Annotated in this window: 14 protein-coding genes and 1 CRISPR repeat array (1 of these 15 cut by a window edge); of the genes, 2 read left to right on the forward strand and 12 right to left on the reverse strand. The window is 67.5% G+C overall.

Annotation, left to right across the window (positions count from 1 at the left end; translation table 11 throughout):
* Positions 1–173: direct repeats of the CRISPR family, unit length 36 nt; unit sequence GCCTCAATGAAGGGCGCCGCTGAAGAGCGGCGCAAT; it begins 3651 nt to the left of the window's first position.
* A gap of 192 nt (positions 174–365) precedes the next feature.
* From cas2 to cas7u, 6 genes are read right to left on the reverse strand one after another with little or no spacing between them, the layout of a single operon-like run.
* Positions 366–668 carry a CRISPR-associated endonuclease Cas2 gene (gene cas2, locus LBC97_08150; protein ID MDR2566017.1) on the reverse strand — a complete coding sequence of 101 codons (303 nt, stop codon included), beginning with the start codon at positions 666–668 and terminating at the stop codon, positions 366–368.
* Positions 665–2266: a CRISPR-associated endonuclease Cas1 gene (gene cas1 / locus LBC97_08155; protein MDR2566018.1), complete on the reverse strand. Its 1602-nt coding sequence runs from the start codon at positions 2264–2266 to the stop codon at positions 665–667. Before cas1 ends, cas2 begins: the two co-directional genes overlap by 4 nt.
* Entirely contained in the window at positions 2263–3339 is a 1077-nt protein-coding gene (locus tag LBC97_08160; protein ID MDR2566019.1) for a hypothetical protein, read from the reverse strand. Before LBC97_08160 ends, cas1 begins: the two co-directional genes overlap by 4 nt.
* Positions 3336–6296: a type I-U CRISPR-associated helicase/endonuclease Cas3 gene (gene cas3u / locus LBC97_08165; protein ID MDR2566020.1), complete on the reverse strand. Its 2961-nt coding sequence runs from the start codon at positions 6294–6296 to the stop codon at positions 3336–3338. Before cas3u ends, LBC97_08160 begins: the two co-directional genes overlap by 4 nt.
* The gene (cas5u6u, locus tag LBC97_08170) at positions 6293–7870 is read right to left on the reverse strand and encodes a type I-U CRISPR-associated protein Cas5/Cas6 (GenBank protein MDR2566021.1); all 1578 of its coding nucleotides are present in this window, start codon (positions 7868–7870) and stop codon (positions 6293–6295) included. The genes cas3u and cas5u6u overlap by 4 nt, the downstream gene beginning before the upstream one ends.
* Before the next feature lie 2 nt (positions 7871–7872).
* On the reverse strand, positions 7873–9096 hold the full coding sequence (gene cas7u, locus LBC97_08175) for a type I-U CRISPR-associated protein Cas7 (GenBank protein ID MDR2566022.1): 1224 nt from the start codon (positions 9094–9096) through the stop codon (positions 7873–7875).
* A 678-nt stretch (positions 9097–9774) separates the two neighbouring features.
* Between cas7u and LBC97_08180 the strand changes: the two genes are divergently transcribed.
* Positions 9775–10125 carry an RNA polymerase-binding protein RbpA gene (locus LBC97_08180; GenBank protein MDR2566023.1) on the forward strand — a complete coding sequence of 117 codons (351 nt, stop codon included), beginning with the start codon at positions 9775–9777 and terminating at the stop codon, positions 10123–10125.
* Positions 10126–10164: 39 nt separating this feature from the next.
* Here LBC97_08180 and lnt read toward each other — a convergent pair whose 3' ends face one another.
* The 5 genes from lnt to LBC97_08205 all read right to left on the reverse strand — a co-directional run bounded on the left by lnt (position 10165) and on the right by LBC97_08205 (position 18906).
* A complete protein-coding gene (gene lnt / locus LBC97_08185) occupies positions 10165–11967 on the reverse strand; it encodes an apolipoprotein N-acyltransferase (protein ID MDR2566024.1) in 1803 nt (600 codons plus the stop codon).
* 445 nt (positions 11968–12412) lie between these two features.
* Positions 12413–15430 carry a DEAD/DEAH box helicase gene (locus tag LBC97_08190; protein MDR2566025.1) on the reverse strand — a complete coding sequence of 1006 codons (3018 nt, stop codon included), beginning with the start codon at positions 15428–15430 and terminating at the stop codon, positions 12413–12415.
* Positions 15427–16353, reverse strand: a complete 927-nt coding sequence (locus tag LBC97_08195; GenBank protein MDR2566026.1) for a diacylglycerol kinase family lipid kinase — start codon at positions 16351–16353, stop codon at positions 15427–15429. The genes LBC97_08190 and LBC97_08195 overlap by 4 nt, the downstream gene beginning before the upstream one ends.
* Before the next feature lies 1 nt (position 16354).
* Entirely contained in the window at positions 16355–16804 is a 450-nt protein-coding gene (locus tag LBC97_08200; protein ID MDR2566027.1) for a hypothetical protein, read from the reverse strand.
* An 11-nt stretch (positions 16805–16815) separates the two neighbouring features.
* Complete coding sequence (locus LBC97_08205; protein MDR2566028.1) at positions 16816–18906, reverse strand: WYL domain-containing protein; 2091 nt, start codon at positions 18904–18906, stop codon at positions 16816–16818.
* A gap of 24 nt (positions 18907–18930) precedes the next feature.
* Between LBC97_08205 and LBC97_08210 the strand changes: the two genes are divergently transcribed.
* A complete protein-coding gene (locus tag LBC97_08210; protein ID MDR2566029.1) occupies positions 18931–20184 on the forward strand; it encodes a DUF3866 family protein in 1254 nt (417 codons plus the stop codon).
* A gap of 372 nt (positions 20185–20556) precedes the next feature.
* Here LBC97_08210 and LBC97_08215 read toward each other — a convergent pair whose 3' ends face one another.
* On the reverse strand, positions 20557–22737 hold the full coding sequence (locus LBC97_08215; GenBank protein MDR2566030.1) for a VWA domain-containing protein: 2181 nt from the start codon (positions 22735–22737) through the stop codon (positions 20557–20559).
* Positions 22738–22803: the final 66 nt, after the last annotated feature.

The raw sequence follows: 22803 nt of genomic DNA on the forward strand, positions 1-22803 counted from the left end.
ATGAAGGGCGCCGCTGAAGAGCGGCGCAATGTGTTCCCGCCACGGGTGTCCCGCCGGGATGAGCGCGCCTCAATGAAGGGCGCCGCTGAAGAGCGGCGCAATTCTAGGGAGGTGTGGCCGACGTTTTCCCAGTCCGCGCCTCAATGAAGGGCGCCGCTGAAGAGCGGCGCAATAGTGCCTAGATTACACCGGTTCGGACCTGCGGAGGTGCGCTGGCGCGCGAGCGCTGTCGGAGAATCGGTGGCGAGGATGGGGCCTGGATGGCCGGTGGGCCTGATCTAGGGCTGTGGCCAGGGCAGATGTCCCGCGAGCGCCCGAGCACGGAGGCCGTGTCATCGGAGCGCTCGCGGGGTGCCAGCGGCCTGCTAGAGGATGATCGCCTCATTGGGTGTGACTGGCCGGTCCCGGCCGATGAAAGAGAACTTGGATTCTTCCAGTGACGAGACTGGCCCCAGATCGCAGAGAAGCACAGAATCCTCTTCGAGATTGATTTCCGCTCCGACGGCAACCTTGAGCCTGACAAGAGCCGCTGGCTTGGCGTCAACGACAAACACCGAATACTGAACGCGGTCGCCGTAGGTCTGAAGGCACTTGGCGACCCGTGTGCGTCGTTTGTCCTCCGGAATGTCATAGGCGATCAGATACCTTCTGGCGGTGTCGGGTATCATCGGGTTCGGACCCCGATGTAGCGGTCCTGCGTACCGTCAAGGACGCCAAGGACGAGTCGAGCTTGAATCTCGATTGCCCGTCTCCAACTGCAGCTGTAATCGAAGGTTGGGTGCACAAACTCGGTACTCACACGACGCTCGTACGCTGCGATCAGAGCCTTGCGTCCCTTGTCGGTCAGATTGACGGCCGCGAGGTTCACCTGGAAATCGCCGCTGCGAAGCTCGCCGTTGTTGAGCGCCCTGACCACTGCGGAGTCCGCTACGGGTGCCCGGAATTCCTCGGCGAGGTCCAAAGCCAACGCGGGCTTGTTGCGGTTGCTGCTGTGCAGGAACCCGGCGTGCGGATCCAGCCCGCAACTTCGAACCGCGCGGATGCAGTCTCCCAGTAGAAGCGCGTAGGCGTAATTGAGAGCGGCATTCACTGGGTCGTGAGCGGGGCGGCGCGACCTGGTTGAGAACTCGAAGTCGGGCGCGCGGAGCATTGTGCCAAACGAGCCAAAGTAGAGGCCGGCGGCGGCACCTTCCACGCCAAGAAGTTCGTTGACTGACGGGGCGTCGGCGGCCTGGCTGGCGAACGATCTCAACCTGGCCACGGCTTCCGGTGCGTTGCCATTCCTCCTCAAGAAGGTCGCTTGGTTGGACACCTTCGACGCCACGAACTCCTGCGCAAGGTCCAGCCGACCGGAGTGTGCGCTGGCGTACTGCAACGCTCGGGCCGATCCATTGGGCCCGGATGCCGAGGCGGCGTCTCCGACCACGCGCCCGGTGCTGGTGCACCACACGATGGATAGGCCGCGCCACAGAAGCTCCCGAATCAGACCTCCCGTGAGGTCAACGTTGCCATGTACTGCCACGCCTTGAACCCTTTCAAGGGGTATTGAAGCGGCTTCCTCTCCGTGCGTTGCCACGATCATTCGGCCGCTTCGGACGAACGCGCGGCTTCCGGGAGTGGCGAGGTGCACAATCTGCGTGTCTGGGTCGGCGACCACAATTCGGCGCTTGATAGACGCGAGTTTTCGCTCATCCGGCAAGCAGACGCTGGCATGCGAACAGCGTGTGCATTTCGGATCATCCTCAAGTGGCTGTGGTGCTGTATCGCTCTCAACACAGGTCCGGGTGGCCTCTACTGCCGCGCGAGCGCGCTCGAAGTCGATATCCGAAAGCTCGACCTCAACCCGGCGTTTGTGTTCGGTGAAATACACGTACTGCGCGTGGACCCGCTCGCCCATGTCTATCAGAGCGGCGACCTGAAGAGCGAGTTGGGTGCGCATAGGTTGGGTGACGTCCGTGCGGCGGCGCACAGGCGTGGCCTTGTATTCGACCACCTCCAGTGACCCGTCCGGATTGACCTCGATCGTGTCGCATCTGCCCGTGTATGACCATCCCAGGTGGGCAACGTCAACGGCTCGCTTGATGTCGCGGCGACCAGTGCTCGGATCATCGGTGGCCGCATGGGAGGCGACTCCAACAGCCATCTGCCGGGTGTCTGTGCGCTCGCCAGCGGCCTCCAGCCAGGCGCGACGTGGGCAGAACTCGTGATGGGCGACCAAGCTGATCGTAACGGCATCGCCCCGCTCGGTTGCTTGGTGGTCGCTCATCGGAGTTCCCCCGGTTCAATGATTTGCCCGAGCTCGGCCCACTTTTCGGGAGCATTCGGATTGTTGCTCCGGTGCACGGGGAACCTGACCACGGCTGGCGCTCCCCTGGCCTCGAGCCAGTCCCATGCGGCAAGACAGTCGCTTGACGATGGCCGCAGCGCCTTGGGAACGCTTTGATCGGGAAGGCCAAAGGCGCATACGCGGACCAGTTGCGGTGACCGCAAAACAGTCCGCAGCCGGCCCAGCGTCCATGGCCGGGTCATCACCGGCAGGCAAAAGTAGCCGTCAAGATGACTGCCGAAGTGCGCCGTTGTGAGCGACGCACCAGACGCCTGGTGGGTCACGGACATTTGAGAAATCCCCCACAACGCGCACCAAGCGCGTGTGTTGTCAGTCTTCTCCGGCGCCTTCAGCCCGGTGGGTGTCCGTGAGTCGGCCGACTCCTTGCCGACAATATCCAAGGTGAGCTGACCGCTCAAGCCCCCGGCCACCTCGGTCTCTGTCATGCCCGCGACAGCTGCGGCGAGGAGCCGTAGCCGATTGGCCATGAAGTCTTCGCCCCTGTTCCGGGTCTTCATTTCCCATCGACTGGCCCCGTAGTCCGGCCGGGACTGCCGCTCCCTGCTAAACGACCAGTAAGAAGGCTCGCCCAGGCTCCCAATCATGTCGAAGTCGAGTTCATCGAGTTCGGCCGTTCCGTCAAGAACCGAATACTTCCGTTCTCGCCAGGCCCGCGCGCCTTCTTGGTTGAGCGCCATCACCCTGGGGCTGAATAGTCCCGCGGAAGCGCTTTTCGGCTTTTTCCCGGGATTCGCCTGCCAGTCCGCTGGTATCTCGCAACAGATCTGCACCCAAGAGTCCGGCAATGAGTGGCGCTGGGCGTGCTCAAGCACTGCGTTCCCAAGTTCGTCCAAGGAGAGGCCCAACACGCGGACGCGCGACTCCAGGTCCGGCGTCCAGGCAAAGCCGACTTCCTTGCCCGTCACGGCCTGGCCTATCGCAGCAGCTCCGTAGGCCGCGAGATGGTCGAATGCGACCTTGATGTCGCCCTTCAATTCAATCGCGTCGCTCATGATCCGCTCCTCGAAACGTTTGCGTCGGCCGCTCGAAGGAGGGCCTCGAGGTAGGCGCAGCCCCATGTCCCCCATTGCCGGTGTGTCCGCTCAAGTAGGGCGTCCCAGCCGCCGCGCTCGAAGAGAGCCTCTCGGCCCCGCAAACCCAATTCGGCGTCGGAGAGGTTTCTGCCAGTGTGTGGAAACTCGTGTCGGCCTCGGCCGTGGGAAGTGCCAATGAGCCGCAGTACTAGATCCGTCTGATCCAGAAGTGCGTCCTCAGCCAACTCCCACGCGATCGCTGCCGACAGTTGCTCGTGGCGCCATCCTCTGGGCAGGCCTGAGGCCGCCTTTGCCTGGCCGATGGCGCGTTGGCTTGTCATCCCGCTCTTGGCCAGCCAAAGGCCGGGATGATCCCCTTCGCGCCACCGCAAGAGACGCTGGAAACGGGGATCCCGTTTGCCTTCGTCGTGCACGAGTCCCGCGAACGACAGCGCAGTCACCAATTGGTCGGAAAGGCCCAATTCCCTTGTTAGCAAGCGCGCCAACCTTTCCACCGCCTGCTGGTGCTGGGCAAGCTGAACAGGATGACGGATCTCCCGTGGAGTGTTTGGCTGGGAGCCCTCGCCATTCAGCGCCTTGTCAGCGTTGGCCTTCTTGGCAGGGTGCCAAACCTGCAGAGACTCGTCATCGGCCAAAGCCTCAGAGCCCGCCAACACCACCCAAAAATCGTCGGGGATGCCCGACGGGCGTGTGTCGTACGCCGGGTATTCGGCCGGGACAACCTCGAGATCCTCAGATTTCAGAAGGGCGGCCAGCAGGTTGAGGCGGTCGTTTCCACGGTCTGCCTCCGGCACGCTGGACAGCCAGCCGCTGACCAATTCCTGAACGCCGCCGCCCACGTCCTCGCCGCCGGAGGCGGTCACCAAACGGTATACGTCGCTCAGCAAATCGACCGCGCCTGCGATCAGTCCGTCTTTGGCGCGGAGGGCCGGCGCTGACGCGGCCAGGCGGACCCAGCGGCGTTTCGGGCGCCCGTCCGGGCCGCCCGGCAGTTCGCCCACATCTTCTCGCTCGTTGCCGTCTGCGGACTCCGTGGTGATGACGCCTTCTTGACGGCTGATGCTTTTCACGGAGTCCAACACCACCAAGTCCCCGGGCCGAAAAGCGAAGGTCGCCACGGCCTCCCTTCCCGACAGGGCCTCGATTCCCGAGGGTCTGACCACAAATGCCCTCCGGCGAGAGATTGACTCTTCGGGTGAGCTCGCGATCGTTCGCCACACCGGCAGGCTTACCGGGAAGACCTCGTGGTTCAGCGGCGGTGTGGCGGCGATCTGTTGGCGCGCTGACGTGTCGTCTTCTGGGAGGCCGGCTCGCACTAGGAGTCCCACCGCCAGGTCTGGGTCGAGGCTGTCTGAGAGCCAAAGGTCGAGCCAGGGCTCGGTCACGGGCCAGTCCCCAGTCCGCGCCCACTCCTTGACGTCCCAGCGTTCAGGTCTGTGAAGAACGCCGCGGGGCAATGACGCGGCGGGCGGTGACATTCCTCCCCCACGGGGATGGATTGACCACGGAGCGAGGCCGAGAGGCGACTCGGCGATCTCTTTCAGCCACTCATACGCCTCGCAGATCTCGGCACCCGCATACGGCCGGGTTGTCGACATGTCCGCAGCGGTCTCATCGGGCACGATCACGTAGACCGGACCGGCGGGGCGGTCCCCTGAGCGGTTCACTCGTCCCGCCCGCTGGGCGATCGCCGACCCGGACGCAAGCTGCGTGACTAGGCATGACAGATTCAGGTCCATCCCCACTTCTACCGTCTGCGTGGCGACGAGGACATCCACTGACGCATCTCCCGCCAGAGTGAAGAGGGGGCTGTGTTCGTTCCGGAGATTGTGAAGCTCGACTGGGCGCATCGGTCCGACCAACGTCACGACTTCCAAGGAGCGACCGAGCCCGGTTGCACTCTCGGATCGAGATCGCCCCGCCGGCGTTTGAAGTCTTCGGGAAACCGCCAAGGCAAGTTCGACCCGGTTTACCACACAGCCCACAGTGGACCCATGCTCTGCATGGGCCTGCCTGACCAGATCGGCTATCTGCCGAGCCATCATGTCGACGTCATGCCGCTTCGGAGACCACGCGCTGGTCGGAACGATGGTGACAGGCTTCGGCCGGGTAAGACGGTCAGCCAGCGTCGCGTCGGAGCCGCCTGCCTCCAGATCCTCAGCTTCCACGCCAATCTCCTGTCCGATGCCGTCCGCCTGAGTCGCCGTCATAGCGCAGACTCCCAGCGGAGGCACGCCGATTCCGGAAGACTCTTCGGTGACGAGCTGGCCGATCCGCCTGCCGGTGGTGACGAGTTGCCGGTTGAGGTGCGCCTCGTCCACCACCATCACGGTGTCGAACGCAAGGAGCCCGGCTTCGCGCGGCCAAGCAAAACGGGTGGAGCCATATCCCCGGAACAGGAGCCGGCTGCCGATCATGTCGGGAGTGCCCGCGATCACCTGGCAGGCGGTCGGGGCGTCGAGCCATTCCCTGTCCGGCTTCGCGCCGCCTCGAAGCTTGGCCGTCACCAGCGGCATGTCAGTATGTTCTTCACCCTCAGCTCTCATTTGGCGCAGTGCGTTGGCCACAGATTGCACCAACGGGTCGGCTCGTGGATTGGCTAGCAAGAGGGCCAAACGGTCGGCTCGTTCGCTGTGGTCATCGACCAAAGCCCTTCTGTCGACTGTGATGGCCAGGCGTCTGGGGGGCCGGGCGGTGCCTTTGCCCAGTCCGGACCGGCATGCTGCCACCGCATTCACGAACGCGTGAATCTCGATCACGGCGCTCTTGCCGGATCCCGTGGGCGCGTCAATTTGGTCTGGCCAGCGGCCCTCCCGCAAAATGTGCTCCACGAGGCGCATCTGCCAGGAGAAGGGCTGTAGACCGTGGTTCACTGCTCCGAAGAAGCGCGGAAAATCAGCAAGATGGACGCTCATGACCCCAACCTCCAACTCTCAGCGACATCCTCCGGCACGTCATTCGGAACCAGGAGGCCGCCACCTAGATGGCGGCTCTGCCCAATCGCGGCGAATGCCGTACCCGCGCCTTCGAGTTCTCCCAACTCGACGCTCGCCTGGTATGGCAGAGGCGCTAGACCCTCCGGAGTCTTGTGGACAAACCGCTCGACCTGGCTGACCGGAAGGGAGTGAACGCTCAACACGCGAACGCCTGCGGCGCGAGCGGCGGCCAACACGAGCCGGTAGCGCTCGCTCCCCCGCGCGGTGGACCAGTGGTCTTGGTCCAACTGATCCTTCCAGACCAACCCAATTGACAGGGTCACCGCATCCGCAAGCGACCAGTTGTGGCCTTGGGCGCGCGTTTCCACAACGGCGGGTAGCACGGACCAGGTCCGGTACAGCCCGTCTTCCGGCGGCCGCCAGAAGGCGGCCGCGTCGACCAGCGCGGACCGGTCGGCATCCACAGAGAGCCTCACAGCGCGGCCGAGCGCGCGGATGGTCTCGGCCGCCATCAGCGCTTCTCCGATCACGGCAACGTCGGCGGGATCCGCGCTCCGGGGCACCGCCACCACAAACGCTTGGCGCGTTGGAATGGGTTCAGCGGTACAAGCCGAAGCGGACACGATCTGGATAGCCAGCCGATTCGAAGGCTTCGCCACGCCCTCGGCATATCTGCCGGTGAGTAACGAGGGAGCGTCTCCATCGAAATGCGAAATCAGGGTCTTCCGAAACGCGACGCTGAAGGCCACGGCCTGTTCCCTGGTGATCCGTGCGCTGGCCTCAAAAGGAACCACCCAGCACCATTCCCAGGGTCCTTCGGCTGGTTGCGCGTCAACACTCTGGAATCGTTCGATTCCCAAACTGGATGAGCAGACTGCGGGCGTGAGCTCCCTTTCATCCGTTTTCGAAGCGTCAGCGCTCACGGTGGGAACCTTGGCGCTGGCCTCTAGGTCATGGAGTTGCGAGAGTGCGGCGGTTCGGCCCCTTCTGGGGACCGCGAGGTCGAGCGAGCCCGGTCGCCGCGAACCGAGCCGAGCTCCGGGGTTCCGGCGGTGCGACAGGCGGGGCAATGCCGCGCGCTCCACTCTCAGCCGAACAGGCGAGTCCGCCTGGCCAAGATAGGGGACGTCAGGGCAGAGCGCCTCAAGGCTTTGGCGCACATCCGGCGGGGGGTCGGTCTCCCAAACCCAGCAGACGGAACCTCCCAGCGCCACGCCCGCAAGATCTTGCTTGCCAATTTGCTTGATGCCGGTTCGTTTGGGCTTCAGCAAGCCGAGGTTCCGGTAGGCGGTGGCATCAGTCCGGCTCTGGGCACGGGTTGGCATCACCATGCCATCTGATGGGTTCTCTTCGATCCATTCCAATGCGGCGGTGTCGGCCGGGCACGGGCGAAGCGTTGACTGGCCGGCCGTTTCGGCGCGGGTGCCGGAGCCAGCTGCGGCGAGCAGCGCGGCATGAAGCCGCGCCTGGGACGGAAACAAGTCGACCTCTCCCTGCCCTGTGTGCCCGCGATATGTGCCAAACGGAAAGGTTGCGACAATCGCGAAGGCCATGATCAGTCCTCGGGCGTCTCGTCAGCGGCACCGGCCAAGACGGCGGGATTCCCCGCGACGTCGAAGCACTGGCCGTGCCAATCGAGGCCCGCAACGTGCGCGGCGTGGCTGATGGCGGCGTCCAAAAGGGCGTCGGCCTGCTCAATCGAGGACGGTTCCAATTCCTCAAATGAGCCGCCGCGCTGGTCAATAACCATGCGGGTCGGCCCCGCCTCGACCAGGTGGCAGTTGGCGCGTATGTAGAGTTCCGCGTTGGAGCGGGTGAGTCCGTTCAGAGCCAATGCCGCCAGCACTGCCCGCAGCGCCGCATCGCCCTCGGGCCCTTTGCCGAATCGGATTTGCCTGAGGGAAGCGAAGCTCACGACTTGGGTCCTGGTGACCGCGCGGCACGACACGGCCCCGAGTTGCGAGAGCGTCGGCGGGATCCCGCCGAATCCGAGCGCCGAGGCGCTGGCCTTTTCCCCAGCTTTCAGCTTGCGCGCGCCGTCAACGACCTTCTTGAAGGTGGCCGCGCTCAATTCGTCCTCCTGTTGTACGGCGAGGGCTTCCAACGTGGCGCCGTCCAACTGCGCGCTCATGCCGATCGGATCGACGCGCGCGCCGCCCTTCTTTGGCGTGGAACGCTCTGTCGCGCCGCCCTGGTCGGTCAGGACGCCGATGATCTCGCCGGTCACAACACTCGGCCAGCGGCCTTGCCTGGCCTTTCGCGAGGCGTCCCAGCTGCCTAAAGCAAGCGAACAGGGTGACAGGTTGAGCAGATCCCACGCGTTGGCGGGCGACGAGTCACGTGCCGCTCGGTAGGCCGCGTGCTGGGTCACCGGCTTTCCATCTACCGTGCCGGCGCGGACGTGTGCGTCAAATGCGCGGTGAGGCAGTTCAAGGTCGGTGTAGCTCTCCACAAGACCGTCCCGCTCATAGGTCACCCGGATTCGCGGCAGGCGGCCGAGGACGGCGTTCCCGTCATCGATGGCCTGCACAAGGGCGATCTCCATGCGGTTCCGGGAGGATTGGGCCGAGTCGATGAGGACCGTGTGGACGGCTTCCCCGTCTACGAAGCGCACTTCGTAGACGTAAGTGCCAAGGTCGCCTCGCGGCGACGCGTATTTTGCCGGGGCGATGGCCGCCTGCGGACCTGCGGCCGGCGCCAACGGCGTGGTGGCGCTGAGGGCGCTGGGCCCCCCGGCCGAGGTGGCTTGCAGCAAGAGATTGAAATCGAGGTTTGCCATGATGGCAGCTCCTTAGATCGCTGGATCAAGTTGGCGCCGGTTGGTGCCGACTCCGAAGCTAGACGCCGCCTCTGACAGTCAAAAGAAACGTCGAGCTCGCCCCCAATAGACCAAACCCTACACCATGAATCCCAGTATATGGCAGACCACTTAGCGGCATGCTATGCTTGGGGTGCCAGCTGGTCCTCATCTATCGGCTCGGAGCGGGAAAGGAAAGGGGTACAGGCCAGTGCTCACTCGAACTGTTGTACTGGTGCGCCGGGTCGCTTGGGTCCGATGAGATCCCAAGCCACCCGGCGTCGAAGCAGCATTGCGCTGCGAATGAAGGGCGCCCCGGCCTTGCAGGCGCTGCACCTTGGATGCCGCAAGACAAGAAGTGGTCGGCCATCCCTCAATGAAGGCTTCCTTGGCAGTCTACCCACGGGAACTCGCCGCAAGTTGGGCCGCGTCGGAACTAGTAATGAAATGGCAAAAGGCAGGACCTTGGCCTCTGTCTCGGGCAGTGGACACCACTTAAACGTGACCATCAGATCACATGGCTATGACCTGCGGCTATGCCTCCCGTGCGCCCCGCGACTTGTTCGTGTGGCGAACATCACAGGCCGCGGGCCTACCTCGGCGCGCATGCGGCCGGTACGATTTACGGAAATTACTTAGCCAACGAAGGGGGAGTTGGTCATGGCTGATAGGTCATTGCGGGGCAGCGGGATTGGGTTTCAGTCGCTGGAGTCCGAGGACGGCGTCGAGTTCGCTGAACGAGTCGAAGTGGCCTATGACTGCCCCGACGGCCACACGACCATCTTGCCCTTCGCCCTCGAAGCTGAAGTCCCGGACTATTGGCAATGCCGGTGCGGCATGGTGGCGATCCTCCGGGACGCGGTGAACCCGATCCTGCCGAAGGAGAAGCGCCAACGCAGCCACTGGGACATGCTGATGGAACGCCGCACGGTCGAGGAGCTCGAAGAGGTCCTCGCCGAACGACTCGGCGTTTTGCGCGCCCGCCGCGCCGAGCAAACCGTCGCCGCCTGAGGCGAAGGACCGCGCGGGGGCCGGGAAAGAACGCCCTGATCAAGCGGTTGGCCGCCGGCGGCGGGCCGACTGGACCTTCGCCAGGCGCGCGCCCACCCCGGCGACTGCCAAGCCCAGCGGCCCGATCATCAAGGCCCAGCAGACCGCGTCCCCGATCCGCGTCGCGGGCGTGATGGAGGTCCGCAGGGGCAGGTCGGCTATGAAATAGGCGGGCTCATAGAGCGACGTCAAAGGGGTCAGCAGCGACCCATCCGGCGCGATCGCGGCCGAAACCCCAACGGTGGAAATCTGGACGGTGGCGCGGCCGTGCTCAATGGCGCGCAGGCGCGCCATGGCGAACTGCTGCGTGGACTCCTCGCTGAAGCCGAAGGACGCGTTGTTGGTCTGCACCACCACGACCTCGGCGCCCTCCCGCACCACGTCCGCGACGATCGAGTCGTAGGCGACCTCGAAGCAGATGATGTCCCCCAGTGCCACCTCGCGCCCAAGCGCGGCGCCGTCGAACCGCATCACCCCCACCTCGGAGCCGGGCAGCATGTCCGTGTTGATCAAGTCGACCTTGGAGGTGAAGAGCCGGAAGAACGACCGGGCGGGCATGTACTCCGCGAACGGCGCCGGATGGCGCTTCGCGTACACCTCCACCACGCCCAGCCCCGGCTGCCACAGCAAGCCCTGGTTGTACCGGTTGGAGCGGTTGACGTACTCCATGGCCCCGACCAGCACGGGCACGCCCAACTCATCGGCGGCGGCCTCGATCGAGGCGTACGCCTGCTCGTCGGTCCTGGGGTCTATGTCGGTCGAGTTCTCCGGCCATAGCACAATGTCGAGCCGCTCCCCCTTAGCGGCCACCTGGGCGGCCAACTCCCGGCTGACTTCCACATGGTTCTCAAGGACCTCGCGCTGGCGAGCGAACAAACCCTCCGACGTCACCTCGACGTCGCCCTGCACCGCCCCGACCTTGAGCGACCCGCCCTGCGCTGCGGCGTTGATCGGCGCGGTCAACGGCAACAAGACCGCCGCCGCCGCCAGGGCAACAGCCCAGGCGAAGGTCCGCCAGCGCCCCCCGGACCCGCCGGGGCGCCCAGCCCGCGCAACCCCCGAGCCCGCCCCCGCCGATGCCGCCGGGCCGCGCCGGGAGCCCTTCCCCGCCCCGCTCGCGGTGCCAGCCCCAGAACCGGTGCCAGAACCAGCTTTGGGACCGGCCGTGGAAGCTGTCCCGGCACTCCGCGCCGCATTCGCCGCGGCCGCGCGGGCCCGTGTTCCGCCCCCCGCCCTCGCAGGGCCCCGCCAGCGCGTCAGCGCCAGCACCGCCACGCCCAACGCCGACCCGGCCAAAGCCGCCGCCAATCCGACCAGCGGCACGCCGCCCAGCCAGGCCCAACGTGCCATGGGCCCGACGGCCTGGGTGAAACCGAGCCTCCCCCACGGGAACCCGCCGAACGGGAAGAACTGGCGGAAAGTGTCGGCGGCGGTGAAGGCGAGGGCGAACAGGACGGCATCGGGCACGGAGGCCGAGCGGTCCCGCAACAGGAACCGGGCATACCCGTACAAGACCGCGCTCAAGGCCAGAAGCGCGGCGCTGGTCAAGCTGAGCGCCAAATACGGGAGCACGCCGGCGGCGTTGTAAGCCCAGGTGAGCATGGGCAGGAACTGGGCCAGCCCGAAGACCAAGGCGACCGCGAACCCCCGCCAGGGCCTGAGCGTCCGCAGCGTGAGATAGAGCAAAGCCAGCGCCGCTGGGGCGGCGAACCACCAACCCGCCGGGCGGAACGACAAATATGAGACGACTCCCGCGACCGCCGCGACAATCCAAACGGTCCAACGGGGTGGGGCAGCCGGCATGACGCCCGATCATACCGGCCCCGGCCAGCGTCCACCGGCCTAGTTCGCCCCAGCGCTCGGCCCGGCCTGGCTTCGGCCTCGACGCCAGCCCAGGTCCCGGTCCCGACCCGGCCCGGCCCGGCCCGGCCCAAGTCTCAACGCCACCCCGGCTTCGGCCCGAACGCCCGGCCGCCGGGGACAAGGAAAGGATCAAACGGCCCCGGACTCCAGACCGGCGAGGGGGCGGCGCCCGCTCACCCTTCGGACCAGGTCGAGCCTGTTTTCTACTGAGCGGCGGGCGCCGGCGCAGCCTAGGGCTAATACGCGGGGGGCGACTCGCTCAGCGTTGTCGCGGGACGATTACTCAAGCTGCACTAGGAAAGCTACTCGACACGCCGATGGATGCCAAACTGGCTGTGTCGCGCCTCGGCGTGTCTGAAGCTGAACTTCAAAGCCCGCCGCGAAGTCACAGGTCAGCGGCCACAACCCCGCGCCGCAGAGCGTTAATGGCGGCGTCCGCTACCTCAAATAGCCGCTCTTCGGGGGCAACGGCCCGGATATGGTCAAGAACGTCGATCAAGCGTGTCACCAGACGGACAAAATCTCCGGGCGAGAGCAAATCCGAGGTCAGCGTGCTAAGGAGGGTTCGCCCCGAGGCCCACCGCCACACCGTCGCGGACGCGGCCGGCTCCACCCCCTGCGAGGGCGCCAAAGAATGCCGCTCCTCCGCCTCGCGGATGCGCGCCCAAGCCTCCTCCTGGGCGCTGACCGCCTCCCTGATCGGGCGGCTCAGCGGCTCCACCGGCGGCGTCAGATCGCTCCTCGGCTCGTACACCAGCGCCGCCACGGCCGCCGCCAGGCCCGCCGGGTCGAGTCCGTTCCACACCCCCGAGCGCACGCATTCCGCCATCACCAAGTCCCGCTCGGCGTAGACCCGCGCCAGGATCCGGCCCGCCGCCGTGACGTGGCCGTCCTTCAGGTAGCCCAAGTCCTCCAGCACCGAGCTGACCCGGTCGAACTGCCGGGCCAAGGAGCCCGTGCGATTCTCCATTGAGCGGACCAGGCCGTTCCGCTGCCGCACCGCCTTCAGCCAGCGCCGTGCCCAGCGCGCGTGCGCCTCCCGGTCCGGGCAGTTGTGCACAGGGTGGGCTTTGAGCGCCGCCCGCAGCTCGGCGACGGTCGGCTCGGGTCCGTCCCCCGCGCCCGATGCCGTCCCCGTGCCCCCACCCTGACGCCCGGGGGCGGCCCCAATCGGATCGGCCCCGACCGGGTTCCCGCCCGGCCGCCCGTTCGTCTGGCCGGTCGCGGGGCCACTCGGCGCCCGCCCGGCGTGGTCAAGGGCCGCCTCGGCCTGGGCGCCGGCGGCGCGCGTCCGGTCGCTCGTCCAAGCGGGCGGGTCGCCGGGTGCCGGCGCGGCGGCGGCATCCAGGTCCGCTCCGAGGCGGACCAGTTCGCGCGCCATGCGGGCGCGCTCCTCCGGGGTTTTGACCGCGTCCCCGGCCTTGAGTTTGATGTGGCCCACCTTGGCGACGGCGGTGTCCGCCAGGACGATCCGGCGGGACTTGCCCTTCTCCGTCAGCACCAGCGGCCGCCCCGCACCCGTCTTGCCCGCGTGGACCACCAGCAGCAGGCCCCGGTTCTGGCCGCCCGCCAGGCGCAAAACGTCGCCGCGTCTGAGTTCGGCCACCACCGTCCGGGTTTGGTCGCGCCGTTCGGAGGCTCTCGACTTGGAGGCCGTCTTCTCGGCCAAGCTCAACTGGTCGCGCAGCGCCTGGTATTCGGCGAAGTCGCCCCGGTCGCACTCCATCGCCTTGGCGTAGCCGTCAATCCCCTGGTCCAACCGCCTGAGCTGGTCGGTCAGGCCGACCACCGACCGGTCGGCCTGGAATTGGGCGAAGGACAGCCCGAGCACCTGGCGCGCCTCCGCTGGCCCCAGCCGCTGGATCAGGTTGACCGTCATGTTGTAGGTCGGGTGGAAGGCGCTGCGCAGCGGATACGTCCGCTTGGAGGCCAACGGCAGCACCTTGGCTGGCGCCACGCGCGGCCCGGCCACCACCACCGCGTGGCCCTCCACGTCAATGCCGCGCCTCCCGGCGCGACCCGTCAACTGGGTGTACTCCCCCGGGGTCAAATCGGTGTGGGCGGTGCCGTCCCATTTGTCCAGCCGGTCGATCACCACCGTGCGCGCGGGCATGTTGATCCCCAACGCGAGGGTCTCGGTGGCGAAGACCACTTTCAGCAGCCCCGCCTGGAACAACTCCTCGACCGCCTCCTTGAAGAGCGGCAGCATGCCCGCGTGGTGCGGGGCGAAGCCCTGGGCGGCCCCGGCCAGGAAGTCCGGGAAATCGACCACGCCCAGGTCCGCCGGCGCCAAGGCCATGGCCCGGCGCTCCAGCACCTCCCGGATGCGGTCCGCCTCCGCCTGGTTGGTCAGCACCAGGCCGGCGGACCGGCACTGGGCGGCGGCCGCCTCGCAGCCCGCCCGCGAGAACACGAAGAAGATGGCGGGCAGCAGGCCTTCGCGGTCCAGCGCCTCGACCACCGCGAACCGGGGCAGCGCCCGGTTGGCCCGGCCGCCGCCGGGACCACCAGGGCCGCGCGTCCGCCCCCTCCCCGTGTGGGGCCGGCCGTGGCCGTGGAAGGCCCCCACGGTGCGCCCGCCCCCCGAACCCGACCGGTGGCTTTGGGATCTTTGCCCTATCAACGCCAACTCGGGATTCAAGTTGGTCGACTGCCCGCCGGAGGGAGTGGGCGCGTACAGGTCTTTCAGCCCCTCGCCGGTCAGGACGTGCTGCCACAGCGGCACCGGCCGGATGTCCGAGACCACCACCCGGACCGCGCCGCGAACCAGGGCCATCCACTCGCCGAACTCCTCCGCGTTGGAGACCGTCGCGGACAGGGCCACCACCTGGACCGATTCGGGCAGTTGGATCAGCACCTCCTCCCAGACGGGGCCCCGGAAGCGGTCCGCCAGGTAGTGGACCTCGTCCAGCACCACCAGTCCCAGCCCCGCCAGGGCGGTCGCGTCCGCGTACAGCATGTTGCGCAGCACTTCCGTGGTCATGACCACGATTGGGGCCTCGGGGCGGATCGACTGGTCGCCGGTCAACAGCCCCACGGAATCGGAACCGTAGCGCTCCGACAACTCGCGGAACTTCTGATTCGACAGGGCCTTGATCGGCGTGGTGTAAAAGGCCCGGCGCTGGGACTTGGCGGCGGAGGCGGAGCGGCGCCGGACGGCATCGGGCACCGGCGCGGCGCCCTCCTCCACGCCCAGGGCGTGGTCAATGCCGAACAACGCGACAACGGTCTTGCCGGCGCCTGTCGGAGCCGCCACCAACACGGACTCCCCCGCCGCCAAACCCAGGCAGGCCTCGCGCTGGTACGCGTCCAGCGGAAAACCCAAACCCGCCGCGAACTGGTCCAACGGGGCCTCGCCCTGGCGGGCCTTGAACGCGGCGAAGGCCTCGGCCGGGGAGGTCACCGTTTGCCCGCCAGGACCCGCAAAGCGCCGGGCTCGCAACGACACGACAGGGGCAGCGGGCCCACCCGTTCGCCGTCCGTGTGCGCGTCGGGGGGCTGGGCGCCCAGGTCCGGGCGCGCCTTGACGGTCACCTCGCGGCCCCTGAGGACCGTCACGGCCGGATGGGTGACGTGCGTGCCCCGGTAGACCCTGGGGAACACGGCCAACAGCGTGGCGACCGACACGGGGCCCGCGATGACCACGTCCAGCATGCCGTCGTCCAGCGAGGCGTCCGGGGCTATGTGCATGCCCCCGCCAATGTCCGAGCCGTTGGCCACCGCCACCAGCGCCGCCGCGGACTGCCAGGCCAACTCGCCGTCAATGTCAATCTCGAACCCGTACGGCTTGTAGCGGGCGAGCTCCTTGAAGAGCGCCCTCACATACACGGATTCGCCGCGCGGCCAGGTCAGCTTGTTCGCGGTCGCGTTGGCGGCGGCGTCGAAACCGGCCGACAGCACCCCGGCGTACCACTCCGACATGGAGTGGCTTGTGTCGGTGACGCGCACCGCGTCTATCACGCGCGGGCCGGTCTCCAGCCCCTCCTCGATCAGGTCGATGGCCAACTCCAAGTCGTGGAGTGGCAGTCCCAGGATGCGGGCCACGTCGTTGCCGGTGCCCAGCGGGATGATCCCCAGCGGCAGGGTGGTCCCCGCCACCACGTTCACCCCCAAGTGCGTCATGCCGTCCCCGCCCGCCACGACCAGCGCGTCCACCCCGTCCACCACCGCCTGGCGCGCGGAGGTGTGCGCGCCCGCCAGGTCCGGGGCGGACAAGTCCACCACCTGGTGCCCGCGCTCTTTGAAGATTTGGGCCACCTTGGCGCCCCGGTTCTCGGCCTTGCCTTTGCCCGCTGTCGGGTTCACCACCACGCCCAGCACGGCCACGTCAGTTCGCCCCGCCCAGATAGGCGGACGCGCAAGCTTTGCCCGCCGGACGGTCTTGGCGGTTCGGCCGCCCAAGGGAGCCGGCCAGGCCAAGTTCGCCCGCCAAGCGGCCGATGCCGTCCGGCCCGGCATCCCGGTATCCGGCCAGCACCGCCCAGGCGTCGTAGGCCGCCTGATGCCGTTCTTGGCGGCGCCGGCGGCGGGCGGCCTTGCGGTCCCAGCGCGCCTGCACGCGTTCCATCAGGTCCTCCGGCTTCGCGAACACCGCGACTTCCGGGACCGGGGCGGGCTCAAAAGCGCTGTTGGCCGAGTCTGCGGCGGTGCCCGCCTTGTCAGCCGCGGCCGAGGCCGCCTCCATTAAGGCCTTGACTTGCCGCCACAGCCAGCGCAGGCCGAAGAAGACCCCGACCAGCCAAGCCGCGATCAAACCCGTCCAAAGCCAAAACCACACGGTCCCACAGCCTACCGAAGCGCCGCCGCCGCCGCTTTCGCGATCCGCTCCCGGAGCTCGGCCGGGGCGAGGACCTCAATCCCGCCGCCCGCGCCCAAGGCCATCGCCGTGATCCACGCGGGGTTGACCACGCCCAATCTGACCTGCAACGCCCCGCCCGCCAGCGGCAACGGGGGCGCCAAAGTCTCCAACTCCTCGGCGCGCCAGCGTTCGCGGGGCGCGAAGACGGCATCGACCACCAACTCCGCGCGGTTGGACCAACCGGTGCGGCGCGGCCGGTACGGGTGGGTCTCCGCCGGTTCGTCGCCGGCTTGCGGGTTCGCCATGCGGTCCAGGCGGAAATGCCGCTCCGCCTCCGCGTCCAGGTCCCAGGCGGCGAAGAGCCAATGGTCCTGGGCGCTGAACAACTCCAACGGGTCCACCCGCCTTTGGCTGAGATCGCCCGCCTGGTTGACGTAGTCGAACGTCAGGCGGCGGTTTTGGGTGATCGCCTGGCGGACCGTCTCCAGCGTTGGGCCGCCTTGCGGGAGGTTGAAATCGACGCCCGCCGCCGTTCCCAGCGCCTCCTCCAGTTTGACGCGCGCCGATGCCGCCGCCGAGGCCTCGCTCAGCCCGCCCGCCTCCTCCACGGAGCGCAGGGCGGCTATCAGCGTGATGGCTTCGACTTGGGAGAGGCGGGCCGGGCGGTCCAGCCCCTGGGAGTCGATCAGCGCTACCTCCGACTCGTCCTCAGACCAGGCGAAATCCAACAGGTCGCCGCCCGCCCGGCTCCTGCCCACGTCCGTCCAAAGCAGGTACAGGTCGCGGTGGATCTCCTCCGGGCTGACGTCGAACCGCTCGGCCAGCTCGGCCAGCGTGACCGTGCCGCGGTCGCCCAGGTAGGAGACCACCGAGACCAGCCGCGCGGCGCGCGCGGCGCCGCGCTCCTTCGGGTTGCGGCGGGCGGAGCGGGCCGGGCGCTGATACGGCAGAGGCGGTTCGGCCTCGCCCCGATGGGCCCGGGCGGCGCCCCGCCAACGCTGTTGCACCTCCTCCCTGAGGCTCGCGGGTTCCACGACCTCGAGCTGCGCGCCCCATGCGGCCAGTTCGAACGGATCGGCGCTGGGCACCCGCCAAAGCGCGCGCCCGGCGTGGGTTAACGGGTGGGCGTCGGCGGCGGGGGCGGCCGCGGCGTTGAGGCCAGCGGCGGGAACGGCATCGGCGGTGCCGGGGGCTGCAACGGCGGCGGCGGGAACGTCGGGAACGTCGTCGGCAGCGGCTGGACGTGCGTCGATGAAGTCGGGGACGGCATCGGCGGCGGGAAAGGCGTCAGCGGCGTGGGGAACGCCATCGGCGGAGGGATGCGCGCCCTGGAGCGCAAGCACGTGGGCGGCGGCGGGAACCGCCCAGACCAAAGACGGGCCCGTCAGGGGGCGGTCCAGGGCGGCGGCGAGCTTGGACGTGACCGCTGCGGGGGCTGGCGGGTCGAAGGCCCCCACCTGGCCCACGGGCGTGACGGGGCCGATGATCCGGCGCAAGTTGAACACGCGCTCGGCCTGGCGGTCCAGGTCGAAGCCGTAGAGGTACCAAATGCCGCCGCGCTTGGCGAGGCGCCAAGGTTCCACGTGGCGTCGCGCGAGTTGACCGGTGGCCCCGGTGACGTGGTCGAAGCGGACTCGTCGGCGGTCGGCGATGGCTCCGATCAGCGGGGCGGCGCCCTCGGTGGGCGCGTAGAGGGCCAGGTCCAGGCCGTCGGCCGGATCGGGCCGGAGGTCGGCTTCCTCAAGGGGGGCCAGCTTCGTCAGGACCCCCCTCGCGGCCCACTCGATCTCGGAGCCGCGCCAGGCGCCCAGGGCCAAGGCGATCGCGGCGTGCTCGGGGGGCGTGAACTGGAGGGGCGGCATGGCGTAACCGGCGCCTCCCAGGCGGTAATGCCCCTGGTCGGATTCCTCGAGGGCCACCCCCAGCGCCGAGCGCAGCGCGTCTTTGGTGCGCTCGAAGGTGCGTTCCTCCGTGATCTCCAACACGGCCATCAACTGCTCGCGGCTCAGTCCGCGCGGATGCACCATCAACGCGATGATCAGGTTCAACAGGCGGGCCGCCGTCTGGTCGCTGCCGCTCACGAATCCAACGTATAACGTTGAGGCGTGGTTGAGGCGATTGAGTGGGCGCGCGCCGTGGTCTTGAGTTCCCGCGAGGCGCATCCGGGTCTCCAAGAGTTGACGTGCCGGCTAGACGGCGGCGCCGAGGTCTTGGCGATCGCGTACACCGAGTTGGTCGGTGCCCTCTCCCCCGGCGCGCCTGTCTGGTTGAACACCAAGGCTTTGACCTTGGGACTGGGCACGGGAGGCGCGGCGTTTGTGATCGGTCCGAGCCTGGATCCTGGGACGCCAGGCCTTGAGAAGGCGGTTCAGGCGGAAACTGAGAAGGGCCGGCCGGAGACGGGCGGCCACTGGTGCGCTTCGAACCCGCCGCCCGCGCCCTCAGCGCCTGAGACGCCAAAGGTCGGTCAGGCCCCCGACCGTCCCAGGGAGGATTCGGGTTTCCTGGTCAAAGCCCGTTACACGCCCATGCAAGTGGCCACCCGAGGAGTCGACTCGCCCCATTCGCAGTACCACGACGTGTTGCGGCGGGCGGAATCCCTGGAGCGTATGCCGGTAGTCGTGGCGGATCTGCATTCTTGTCTGCCCGCGATCTGCGCCGCCATCCGCCACGACGCCCTGGCGGCCGGGCAGCCTCAGCCCCGCCTGGCCTACGTGATGACGGACGGCGCCGCCCTGCCGATCGCGTTCTCCAAGACTGTGGCGCGGCTGGTCAAAGGCGGGGTGCTTTGCGCCACCATCACCGCAGGCCAGGCCTTCGGAGGTGACTTCGAGGCGGTGTCGGTCCACTCCGCCTTGCTCGCCGCGAGGCACGTCGCTAAAGCCGACATCACGATTTGCGTCCAGGGGCCCGGCAACTTGGGCACGGACACCCGCTGGGGATTCTCGGGCGTCGCCGTGGGCGATTCCGTCAACGCCATTTCCGTGCTAGACGGCCAACCGGTCGGTTGCCTGCGGGTGTCGGCAGTGGATCCCCGTCCGCGGCACCGCGGCTTGTCCCACCACTCGTTGACCGCCTACGGGCGGGTGGCGTTGGCGCGGGCTGACCTGGCGGTGCCCGTCTTCGAGGGCGGCCTTGCAACCCTGGGCCATGTGGTGGAGGCGGCAGCCGGGCGCTTGGCCGAACGGCACAGTCTCCACCGGGTGTCGCTTGACGGCCTGATGGGGGCGCTGGAACAGACGCCGGGCCTCAGCACCATGGGGCGCACCCTGGAAGACGACCCGGCCCCGTTCCTGGCCGCCGCTGCGGCGGGCCGCCTGGCGTACCGCCTTGGACCGGCTGTGGGCTCCGCCGCGTGAGCCGGTGGCTGGGGCGCGTACGGCGCTCCTTCTTGGCGCGCCCGGCACAGGCCGACCGTTCGCGGTCCGCGAGGGGAGGATTCTGTCTACTCTGTCTGCACTAGAGCCGAATCTTGTCCACTTCGGCACGAGCTCCTGATCGGTGACCAGCGGAGAAGCCGAAGGGTCATAGACAGAACCGGGCTCTCGCGGACAATTGGCAGACACGATCCGCCTTTCGCGGTGGTCTAACAGACAGAACCCGGCTTTCGCGGGCTCAGACCGACGGGCCGAACGACCAATCTGGCTGGTCGGGCCGGTGGTAGCCCACCGGCCCGACCAGCTATTTCAGTTGGGTCGCGCGTCTCCTCGCGACGCCCATCCGGTGTTGGACTAGCGGCGGTGCGTCCCGGCCCGGCTTGTGCGGCTCGACAAGAGCATCGCCAAGCCGAGCGCGAAGATCCCCAACGCGACCCAGGGCACCACCGGCGCGGTGCGCGAGCCTGTGACCGCCAACGCCGGGGCCTTGACCGGCTGAGACGCGGAGGCCGCGCCAGCCGAGCCCTGCGGCTGTGCGGCTGGCGCCCCCGCGCCGCCGACCGAGCCCGCGAGGTCCGCCTGGCTCGCCCCGGCGGAGTCCGGTTCGGCCGCGACGAGCCAAGCGGCGCCCGGGGTGGGATCGCACGCGTCGCCCAAGCCATCCTCATCTGTGTCGACTTGTTCCCAGTTGTAGTCGTTCGGGCAGTTGTCGAGTTCCGGGGGCGTGTAGTCGCCGTCATTCGTCACCAGCACCCTGGCGGACGCGACCGCCGTCCGGCCCTGAGAATCTGTCACGCGCACTGCGACAACGCCATCGAACGCGTCGTTGAACTGGCGGGTGACAAGTCCCTCGGTGGTGGTCTCATCCCAGATCTGATCGCCGTCGAAGTCCCACTCGAACTTTTCCAGCAGACCTGCTTCGGCCATGGAGCCTCTGGCGTCGAAAGCGATCGTGGTGCCCACCTGCTGCACCCCCGGATTGTCGAGCGAGGCGATCGGCTCGGCCAGGGCCGAGTCAATGGCTTCGGTCAGCGCGGCCACGCCATCAGCGCCGGCGGCGTTGATCACCTGGCCACCCGTGGCCGCGGCCAGGGGCGCCAGCGCCTGGAGCCCCGATCCGCTCGTGTCGACGGCGTACACTTCGGCGCCGCCCACCTCGAGCGCCTTGGCCGCAACATCCTGCGCGGTCGGACCGCCAGCGGTGCCGACGCTGTCCGCCTCATCGCCGAAGACAACCACCACTTTCCGGTCGGCGGAGGCCGGCAGCTCATCAAGAGCGGTCATAATTCCCTCATAGGCCGAGGCCGGCGTGGGTGAAGCTCCGTCATCGCTCGCGGTCAGGTTCTGGACCGAAGACTGTGCCTCTGCCACAGAATCCGTTGACGCCAGAGCGACCTCCGCTTCAGCGCCGTATTCGACCAGCGAGAAGCTGGGTGCCTGCGACTGGTCGTCAACCTTGTCCACCACTTCTCCGATTGCCTCCCTGACGTCGGCGATCTGGGGCTCCATTGAACTGGCCGTCTTGACCACGAAGGAGACACCAACAGGCGAGCCCGCGAAGGTGTTCTGATAAGCCCGGTTTGGGATGCCAATTTCACGGGCGAGCTCCATTGCGATCTCGTGGTGCCCGGTGATGTTCGGGTGGTACCACTCGTGATATTCCGAACTTGGCGTTGACTGGATCACACCATCGCTGCCCGCCTCACCTCGGGTCTCGGTCAACTCATTTGCCCAGCGATATGCGTTGCGGTCGTCTGCATGGGAATCTTGCTCATGCCCGGCGAACAGGGTGGGCAGCGATGAAATGTAGCGAACCCGCATGTGGTGCTTCGGGTGCTGGTTCCACTGGTCCACCAGCTTTTCCTGTTGGATGGTGGCTGCCTCGACCACCCTGCGGACTTCAGTGGCGGCCTCGTAGTCTTCACCTGTGAAATAGGCCTGAAGAACGTAGTCCGGGTCCACCTTGGCGATGTGCGCGTAACCGATCAGGACCAGTTCGGCGCGGCTCGGGTCCACGGCGTTCTCGATCTCCTCAAGCGCCTTCCACAGGCCTATCCCAAGGTCGGTGCCCATGGGGTCTTTCAGATTGTCGTCCTCGTCGAGAATGCCCATTCCCGCGCGAGCGGCATCCACCCTCTCCTTGCACCCGACTGGACCGCGTAGGACCGGGAAGAAACAGTACTCGACCACAGAGGTGAAATCCACACCCGGGTCGTTCCCTCCCGTTGTGAGCATGACCAGGTCGGCGGTCTTCAGCTTGGCTTTGGCTTCGTTGATTTGCGACGGCCGAATCACGTCCTTCTTGATGATGAAGCCGCTCCTGAATGTCTCGTCCTTGTAGATGGAACTTGTCATGTCGCCGCCGCGGGCGACATTGGTGACGGTGGCGGCAACTCCTTGCTCCCTCAGCCACTTGGCGTATTCCTGACCCCAGTTGCAGGCGCTGCGGAAGTAGGCCTTGCCCTGGGCCTTCTCGTTCTCTAGAGCGTAGGAGCCGGCGCCGTTGCCTGCGGTGTAGGAATCACCCAACAGCACAATTGAAAGTGAGGGCTGGGTCGACGAGGCGGCTGAAGGCCCTTCGGAAGGCGGGGCAGCACCATC

The sequence above is a fragment of the Bifidobacteriaceae bacterium genome, from assembly GCA_031281585.1.
Taxonomy (GTDB): Bacteria; Actinomycetota; Actinomycetes; order Actinomycetales; family WQXJ01; genus JAIRTF01.